The sequence below is a fragment of the Falsiroseomonas oryzae genome (assembly GCF_027856955.1).
GTDB lineage: Bacteria > Pseudomonadota > Alphaproteobacteria > Acetobacterales > Acetobacteraceae > Falsiroseomonas > Falsiroseomonas oryzae.
Genome location: NZ_JAPSMD010000280.1, coordinates 1 through 7,226, shown reverse-complemented (window position 1 = coordinate 7,226; position 7,226 = coordinate 1). Strand labels below are relative to the sequence as shown.

The following is a 7,226-nucleotide window of genomic DNA, read 5'->3' as shown; positions in this document are numbered from 1 at the left end:
CCGCGGGCCCCGGACGCTTGCGCTCGCCCCCGGGCGGCGCGTGCGGGCCGGTGTGTCGCGCACGCGGCCGTTGAGGATGCGGCTTTGGCCCGCTGCGCGCCGCCCGGGTTCCTGCCCGGCCCCGCGCCGCGGAAGGGGACGGACAGATGGCCGACGCGATGGCGCCGCACGGTGGCGCCGCACACGCTTCCGAGGCAGGCGAGACCCGCCGGGACTTCCTGAAGCTGACCACCGGTGCCTTCGCGGCGGTCGGCGTCGGCGCGGTGGCCTGGCCCTTCATCAGCTCGATGAACCCGGCGCGCGACGTGCTGGCGCTGGCCAGCACGGAAGTGGACCTCACGCCGGTGGCGGTGGGCCAGGCGGTGACCGTGGTCTGGCGCGGCAAGCCGGTCTTCGTTCGCCACCGCACGGCGGAGGAGATCCAGCAGGCGCGCGCCACGCCGCTGTCGGAGCTGAAGGATCCGCAGCCCGACCAGGCCCGCGTGCAGCGCGACCAGTGGCTGATCGTGCTGGGCGTCTGCACGCACCTCGGTTGCGTGCCGCTGGGCCAGAAGACCACGGATGCGCGCGGCAACTACGGCGGCTGGTTCTGCCCCTGCCATGGCAGCCACTACGACACATCGGGTCGGATCCGCCTCGGCCCCGCGCCGACGAACCTTGCCGTTCCCGAGTACAGCTTCACCTCTCCGACGCAGATCCGCATCGGCTGACGGCAGCAGGCTAACCCCCCTCGGGCGCGGTATGGTCCGCGCCCGCCCGTCGGACCGAAACAACCCGAGGAGCCAGGCTCAGATGGCCATCGGCCTTCACCAGAGCGACTTCAAGAACCCGGTGGTGCGCTGGATCGACAGCCGCCTGCCGGTCTTCACCATGATGCAGAAGGAGTACGGGACGTTCCCGACGCCCCGGAACTTCAACTATTTCTGGAACTTCGGCGCGCTCGCCATGGTCAACCTTCTGATCATGATCGCGACCGGCGTGTTCCTCTCGATGCACTACACCGCGCACACCGCCTACGCCTTCGACAGCGTGGAGCGGATCATGCGCGACGTGAACTATGGCTGGCTGCTGCGCTACGTGCACATGAACGGCGCCAGCATGTTCTTCATCGTCGTCTACATCCACATCTGGCGCGGGCTCTGGTACGGGTCCTACAAGGCGCCGCGCGAGATCCTGTGGATCCTCGGCGTGGTGATCTTCCTGCTGATGATGGCCACGGCCTTCATGGGCTACGTGCTGCCCTGGGGCCAGATGTCTTTCTGGGGCGCCACGGTCATCACCAACCTCTTCTCCGCCATACCGGTCTTCGGCGAGAGCATCGTGGTGTGGCTGTGGGGCGGGTTCAGCGTGGACAACCCCACCCTGAACCGCTTCTTCAGCCTGCACTACCTGCTGCCCTTCGTGATCGTGGGCGTGGTGTTCCTGCACGTCGCGGCGCTGCACATCACGGGCTCCAACAACCCGCTGGGCATCGACCCGAAGGGCCCGCAGGACACGCTGCCCTTCCACCCCTACTACACCATCAAGGACAGCGTCGGGCTGATCGTCTACTTCGCCTTCTTCGCCTTCCTGGTGTTCTTCATCCCGAACTACCTGGGCCACCCGGACAACTACATCCCGGCGAACCCGCTGGTGACGCCGGCGCACATCGTGCCCGAGTGGTACTTCCTGCCCTTCTACGCCGTGCTGCGCGCGGTGCCTGACAAGCTGGGCGGCGTGGTGCTGATGTTCGGCTCCATCGCCATCCTGTTCATCCTGCCCTGGCTCGACACCTCCCCGGTGCGCTCCATGCGCTTCCGCCCGGTGGCGAAGTGGTTCCTGGTTCTGTGGGGCATCAATTTCTGCGTCCTGACCTGGGTGGGCGCGAAGCCGGCCGAGGGCGTCTACGTCACGATCGCCCGCTTCGCCACCGCCTACTACTTCGCGTATTTCCTCGTGATCCTGCCGCTGCTCGGCCGGCTGGAACGCCCCTTGGCGCTGCCGGAGAGCATCGCCAAGCCCGTGCTGCGCGGGGGCGGGCCGCTGCTTGCCGGCGCGGCCGCGAAGCCGATGGAGAAGGCATGATGTCGCGCTTCCGCAACCTCGTCGGCGCCCTCGTCCTGGGCGCCGCCGCGGCGCTCAGCCCGGCGCCGGCCAAGGCCGCCGGCGCGGCGATCGCCTTCCCCGACTACCGCTTCACCTTCGACGGGCTGTTCGGCACCTTCGACCGCGGCCAGCTGCAGCGCGGCTTCCAGGTCTACAAGGAGGTTTGCGCTGCCTGCCACGCGATGCGGCAGCTGTCCTACCGCAACCTGCTGGAGATCGGCCTGACCGAGGCGCAGGTCCGCAACATCGCCGCGCAGTTCGAGGTGACGGACGGGCCGAATGACCAGGGCGAGATGTTCCAGCGCCCCGCCCGCCTCTCCGACCGTTTCCGGTCGCCCTTCGCCAACGAGCAGGCGGCCCGCGCGGCCAACAACGGCGCCTACCCGCCCGACCTGTCGGTGATGGTCAAGGCGCGGAAGGACGGGGCGGACTACGTCCGCGCGCTGCTGATCGGCTACCAGGATCCGCCGGCCGGTTTCGCGCTGATGGACGGCATGAACTACAATGCCTACTTCCCCGGCCACCAGATCGCGATGCCCAACGTGCTGAACCCCGGCCAGGTGGAATTCGCCGACGGCACCGAGGCGACCGTGGAGACGATGGCCCGCGACGTCACCGCGTTCCTGGCCTGGGCCGCCGAGCCGGAGCTCGAGCAGCGCCGCGCCATGGGCGTGCGCATCATCCTGTTCCTGATCGTGCTCGGCGGCCTGACCTATGCCGTCAAGCGCAAGATCTGGGCCGACGTGAAGCACTGAGCCGCGCGGCGCCGCCGCCGGACGACCAAGGGGGCCGCCCGCAGGGGTGGCCCCTTTTTCATGCCGGCACCCGCGGCGGCCCGGCGGGTCTTGCCGGGTCCTCGCGCGGCTTGCCATTGTTTCCATGGTGCATCGCGCCGCCGCACGCTGCGGCGCCACGTCGGCGCGCCGGGGGGGATGGCGCAGGGATGCGTAAGCCGGTCGATGTCACCTTCGGCCTGAACGATACCCCGACGCCCGCCGTCCTCGTCTCCGGCGCCTTGCAGCAGACGGCGATGATCGTGGTCTTCGTCTATCCCGCGATCCTGCTGGCGCGCGAAGTCCAGGCCTCTCCCACGCAGACCGCGGCGATGCTGAGCCTGGCCTTCCTGGTCTGCGGCGCCAGCGCGCTGATCCAGTCGGCCGGCCGCTGGGGCATCGGCGCCGGCTACCTGGCGCCGGGCACCGGCTCGGCGACCTTCCTCGCCCCGTCGCTGCTGGCGGTGCAATCCGGCGGGCTGCCGCTGGCCGCCGGCATGACGCTGGTGGGCGGCTTCGCCATGGCGCTGTTCGCCCGCACCCTGCACCGCGCCCGCGCCTTCTTCCCGCCGGAGATCGCGGGCGCCGTGGTGATCATCATCGGCATGGCCGTCACGCTGACCGGCGTGCGCGCCCTGTTGCGCACGCCGGACGGTGCGCCGCCCGAGCCCATGGCGCTCGGCGTCGCCGCGCTGACGCTGGCGATCGCCGTCTCGCTCAGCGTCTGGGGCCGGGGCGTACTGCGCGGTGCCTGCGTGCTGATCGCGATGCTCGCCGGCACCGCGGCGGCGGCCTGGGCCGGGCTGCTGCCGCGGGACGCCGGGCCGGACCTGGCCGCCGTGCCCGTTCTGGGCCTGCCGGACCTTGGCCATGTCGGCTACGCCTTCGATCCCGTCCTGCTGCCGGCCTTCCTGATCGCCGCGCTCGCCAATTCGCTCAAGACCGTCGGCCTGGTGACCACGCTGCAGAAGCTGAACGACGCGGACTGGGTGCGACCCGACCCGAGGAGCATCGCCGGCGGCGTCGCGGGCGACGGCGTCGCGACCATGCTGGCGGGCCTTGCCGCTACCGCGGCGCCGAATGTCAGTGCGACCAACGTGACGATCCAGGCAGCGACCGGCGTGACCAGCCGCTCGATCGGCTACGCCACCGCCGCGCTCTGCGTCCTGCTGGCCTGCTTCCCGCGGCTGTCGGCGCTGCTGGCGCAGGTGCCGGCGCCGGTGATCGCCGCCATCCTGCTGCATGCCGGCGGGCTGATGCTGGTGAACGGGATGGAACTCGCCACCTCCCGCATGCTGGATTCGCGCAAGTCCTTCGTGGTGGGCTTCGCGGTGGTCACCACGCTGGCGGTCGAGGCGATTCCCGAGCTCGGCTCCTGGGTCTCGCCGGCGCTGCAGCCCTTCATGTCGGCGACCGCGCTCGGCACCATCGTCGCGGTGGCGCTGAACGCCGTGCTGCGGATCGGGGTCCGCCGGGAGGTGTCGATGAGCGTGCCGGCGCGCGACGTGCCGCATGACGCGCTCTCGGACTTCGTCATGCGGGCCGGCGCCGCCTGGGGGGCGCGGCGCGATGTGCTGACCCGCGCGGCGGAGCAGATCACCTGGTGCGTGGACACGATCGCCGGCTTCGGCCTGACCGAGGGTGAGGTGACCGTGCGCATCGGCTTCGACGAGTTCCGCATCGACGTGCGGATCAGCTATGCCGGCCCGCCCATCGCGCTGTCGGCCACCGCGCCGACGGCGGACGAGATGCTGGCGGACGAGGGCGCGCCGGCGCGACTCGCCGGACACATGATCCGGCGGCGCGCCAACAAGGCCACGGTGCGCCACCGCGGCGGCGTCACGCAGCTGGACATCGTGCTGGACCATTGATGGCTGGGCCCCCGGCGCCGCCCGCCGCGCGCCGCATGCATTCGGCGCCGGCGTGTTCTATGAAGCCGTCGGCATCAAGGGACCGCGCGGCGCATGTCCGACCAGATCACCCCCGTCATCGGCCTGATCGGCGGCTCGGGGCTCTATGACATTCCCGGCCTCGAGCAGCGCGAATGGCGCCGCATCGAGACGCCCTGGGGCGCGCCGTCCGACGAGATCCTGTTCGGGCGGCTGGCGGGCGTGCCGGTGCGCTTCCTGCCGCGCCACGGCCGGGGCCACCCGACGCCGCCGTCCGAGCTGAACTACCGCGCCAACATCGACGCGATGAAGCGCGCGGGCTGCACGGAGCTGCTCTCGCTCTCCGCCGTCGGCTCCCTCAAGGAGGAGCTGCCGCCGGGCCACTTCGTCATCGTGGACCAGTTCATCGACCGCACCTTCGCGCGGAAGAAGAGCTTCTTCGAGACCGGCTGCGTCGCGCATGTCTCCATGGCGCACCCGGTCTGCCCGCGGCTCGGCGATGCGCTGGAGGCGAGTGCGCGCAGGCTCGGCCTGCCGGTGACGCGCGGCGGGACCTACCTGGTGATGGAGGGGCCGCAATTCTCGACCCAGGCGGAGAGCAACCTCTATCGCCAGTGGGGCTGCAGCGTGATCGGCATGACCAACATGCCGGAGGCCAAGTTGGCCCGCGAGGCGGAGCTCTGCTACGCGACCGTCGCCATGGTCACCGATTTCGACTGCTGGCATCCCGACCACGACCACGTGACGGTGGAGCAGGTGGTGAAGGTGCTGTTCTCCAACGCTGACCGCGCGCGGGCCCTGGTGGCCGATGTCGTGCCGGCGCTGGGCGCGCGGCGCGGCCCATGCCCGGCCGGCTGCGACCGGGCGCTGGACCATGCGCTGATCACTGCGCCGGAGAAGCGCGACCCGGCGATGCTGGCGAAGCTGGACGCGGTGGCCGCGCGGGTGCTGTGACGGCCCGCGCGGCGCGGGCTCACGCCAGCTGCTTCGCGAAGAAGGCGAGCGTGCGTTCCCAGGCCAGCTCCGCGTCCGGCCGGCTGTAGCTGCCGCGCTCGTCGCAGCCGAAGCCGTGCTGGGCGCCGGGATAGACGAAGATCTCGACGCCGGGCTGCGCGGCCTTCACCGCCTCCACATCGGCCATCGGGATGGAGGCGTCCTTCTCGCCGAAATGCAGCTGGGTGGGGCAGTTGGTCCTGGCGTCCTTGCTCGCCGCGACGCCGCCGCCGTACCAGCCGGAGGCCGCGGCGAAGCTGGTGCTGCGCGTCGCACCCCACCAGGCCACGGTGCCGCCCCAGCAATATCCCACGATGCCGCGCTTCGCCCCGGCGGGCAGGGCGGCGGCCGCGGCCTCGATATCGGCCAGCGTGCCGGCCTCCGGCACGCGGCCGCGCAGCTCCCGCCCGCGGGCCACGTCGTCCGGCGTGTAGCCGAGCTCGACCTTGCGCTCGGTGCGGTCGAACAGGGCGGGTGCCACCACGGCATAGCCCTCCCGCGCGAAGCGGGCGCAGACGTTGCGCATGTGGTGGTTGACGCCGAAAATCTCCTGCACGACCACCAGCGCGCGCCTGGCATCGGCCGGCCCGTCCTTCCAGGCGGCCAGGCGGTGTCCGTCGGAAGCTGTGAGCTCGATCCACATGGCGTGATGTCTCCCTGCGTGGCGGTGCGCTATCCTCGGCGCATGGGCGAGATCGTCAACCTCAACCGCGTGCGGAAGGCCAAGGCGAAGGCGGAAGGCCAGGCCGCAGCGTCCGCGAACCGGGCGAAGCACGGCCGCACCGCCGCGGAGAAGGCGCGCGACCGGGCCGAGGCGGTGCGCCGCAAGGCGCTGCTGGACGGCGCGAAGCGCGACGACCGGCCGGAATAGGGCGCACCGCACCGCAATCGCGCACATCGCCTGTCGAAATCGCATCCCCTCGCGCGTCATCATGCCGGCGGCCGATCGGTGCCGCCGCGACAGGAAGGGACGACCCCATGCAGGTGATGCTGCTGATCTATTCCGACGAGACGGCCTGGGCGGCGCTGTCCGGGGCCGACAAGGCCGCCGCCTTCGCCGCCTATGGCGCCTACACCGACGCGCTGCGGGAGGCCGGGGCGATGGTGGCCGGCGCGCCGCTGCAGCCGACCGGCACCGCTCATACGGTGCGTGTCCAGTCCGGCACGCCGCAGGTGCTGGACGGCCCCTATGCGGAAACGCGCGAGCAGCTCGGCGGCTACTACCTGATCGAGGTGCCGGACATGCAGGCCGCGCTGCGCTGGGCGGCACGCTGCCCGGGCGCGGCGCATGGCACGGTGGAGGTGCGGCCGCTGATGCCGATGCCGGCGATGGCGCCCGCTTGAGCGCATCGCCTTCGGCCGTCGCGGAGCGCGTCGCGCGGGAGGGCTACGGCCGGCTGCTCGCCTTCCTGCTCGCGCGCGGGCACGGCATGGCGCAGGCGGAGGACGCGCTGGCTGACGCCTTCGCCGCCGCGCTCGCCGCCTG

The 7,226-nt window shown here is 71.4% G+C and carries 8 protein-coding genes; 7 read left to right on the top strand and 1 reads right to left on the bottom strand.

Translation table 11 applies throughout. The features are described 5' to 3' along the window. The first annotated feature begins 146 nt into the window (after positions 1-146). The 5 genes from petA (at position 147) to OZN99_RS21560 (ending at position 5,701) form a co-directional block, all read left to right on the top strand. A complete protein-coding gene (gene petA / locus OZN99_RS21580) occupies positions 147-710 on the top strand; it encodes a ubiquinol-cytochrome c reductase iron-sulfur subunit (protein WP_270937315.1) in 564 nt (187 codons plus the stop codon). Between the two features lie 82 nt (positions 711-792). Continuing rightward, on the top strand, positions 793-2,064 hold the full coding sequence (locus OZN99_RS21575; protein WP_270937314.1) for a cytochrome b: 1,272 nt from the start codon (positions 793-795) through the stop codon (positions 2,062-2,064). Further along, positions 2,061-2,840, top strand: coding sequence for a cytochrome c1 (locus OZN99_RS21570; RefSeq protein ID WP_270937313.1), 780 nt, complete (start codon positions 2,061-2,063; stop codon positions 2,838-2,840). Before OZN99_RS21575 ends, OZN99_RS21570 begins: the two co-directional genes overlap by 4 nt. 188 nt (positions 2,841-3,028) lie before the next feature. After that, positions 3,029-4,729: a uracil-xanthine permease family protein gene (locus tag OZN99_RS21565; RefSeq protein WP_270937312.1), complete on the top strand. Its 1,701-nt coding sequence runs from the start codon at positions 3,029-3,031 to the stop codon at positions 4,727-4,729. A gap of 93 nt (positions 4,730-4,822) precedes the next feature. Next, complete coding sequence (locus OZN99_RS21560) at positions 4,823-5,701, top strand: S-methyl-5'-thioadenosine phosphorylase (protein WP_270937311.1); 879 nt, start codon at positions 4,823-4,825, stop codon at positions 5,699-5,701. 19 nt (positions 5,702-5,720) lie between these two features. Here the strand turns inward: OZN99_RS21560 and OZN99_RS21555 are convergent, their stop codons facing one another. Continuing rightward, complete coding sequence (locus OZN99_RS21555) at positions 5,721-6,383, bottom strand: dienelactone hydrolase family protein (RefSeq protein WP_270937310.1); 663 nt, start codon at positions 6,381-6,383, stop codon at positions 5,721-5,723. Positions 6,384-6,401: 18 nt separating this feature from the next. Between OZN99_RS21555 and OZN99_RS21550 the strand changes: the two genes are divergently transcribed. Continuing rightward, positions 6,402-6,611, top strand: a complete 210-nt coding sequence (locus OZN99_RS21550) for a DUF4169 family protein (protein ID WP_333779762.1) — start codon at positions 6,402-6,404, stop codon at positions 6,609-6,611. Between the two features lie 107 nt (positions 6,612-6,718). Beyond that, positions 6,719-7,084: a YciI family protein gene (locus OZN99_RS21545; RefSeq protein WP_270937309.1), complete on the top strand. Its 366-nt coding sequence runs from the start codon at positions 6,719-6,721 to the stop codon at positions 7,082-7,084. Positions 7,085-7,226: the final 142 nt, after the last annotated feature.